The following is a 555-nucleotide window of genomic DNA, read 5'->3' as shown; positions in this document are numbered from 1 at the left end:
GTTGCGGCGCAGCGCCCCGCCCGGCGCCACATGGCCCAGGATGGTCAGCGACAGGACCAGGGGGCCGGACGTCGCCGTGGTGTCGCCGCCGAGCAGGCTGAGCCCGTACAGCGCCTGGTCGGCATGCAGCCCTTCGGCGAAGGCGGCGAACCAGGCCTCGTCCCGTGCCGGAGGCTTGGTGACCGACAGCAGATAGCCCAGGGGGGCCGCATCCATTGCCGCCAGGTCGGACAGGTTGCAGCGCAGCAGCTTGCGCCCCACCGTATCGGCCGGGTCGTCCGGCAGGAAATGCACGCCCTCGACCATCGTATCGACCGCGACGACCAGTTCGCGTCCTGCCGGCGCGCGCAGCAACGCCGCGTCGTCGGTCAGGCCCAGCGCCCCCTCGCCCGCCAGGGCACGGAAATGCCGCCTGATGAATCCGAATTCGGGCGGCAACGCGTCGGGGGTTGGAGGATCGGATGGATGGTTGGGCATTGGGGGGCGCCGCCCGGTCAGGCCTCTTCGGCTTCCGGCGCGTTGTCGGCGGATGTGCCGGCGGCGGGCGCGGCAGTG

At 72.3% G+C, this 555-nt stretch carries 1 protein-coding gene; it reads right to left on the bottom strand.

Annotated elements, in window-relative coordinates; genetic code table 11:
- Positions 1 to 477, bottom strand: a 477-nt coding sequence (locus HUK84_RS22370; RefSeq protein WP_176642067.1) for a thiamine-phosphate kinase, incomplete at its 3' end; no start/stop codon positions are given.
- Positions 478 to 555: the final 78 nt, after the last annotated feature.

Origin of the sequence: Nguyenibacter vanlangensis (genome assembly GCF_013376155.1) — a bacterium.
Classification (GTDB): Bacteria; Pseudomonadota; Alphaproteobacteria; order Acetobacterales; family Acetobacteraceae; genus Gluconacetobacter; species Gluconacetobacter vanlangensis.
The sequence above is the reverse complement of the archived record's forward strand: the minus strand, read 5'-3'. Positions and strand labels throughout refer to the sequence as shown.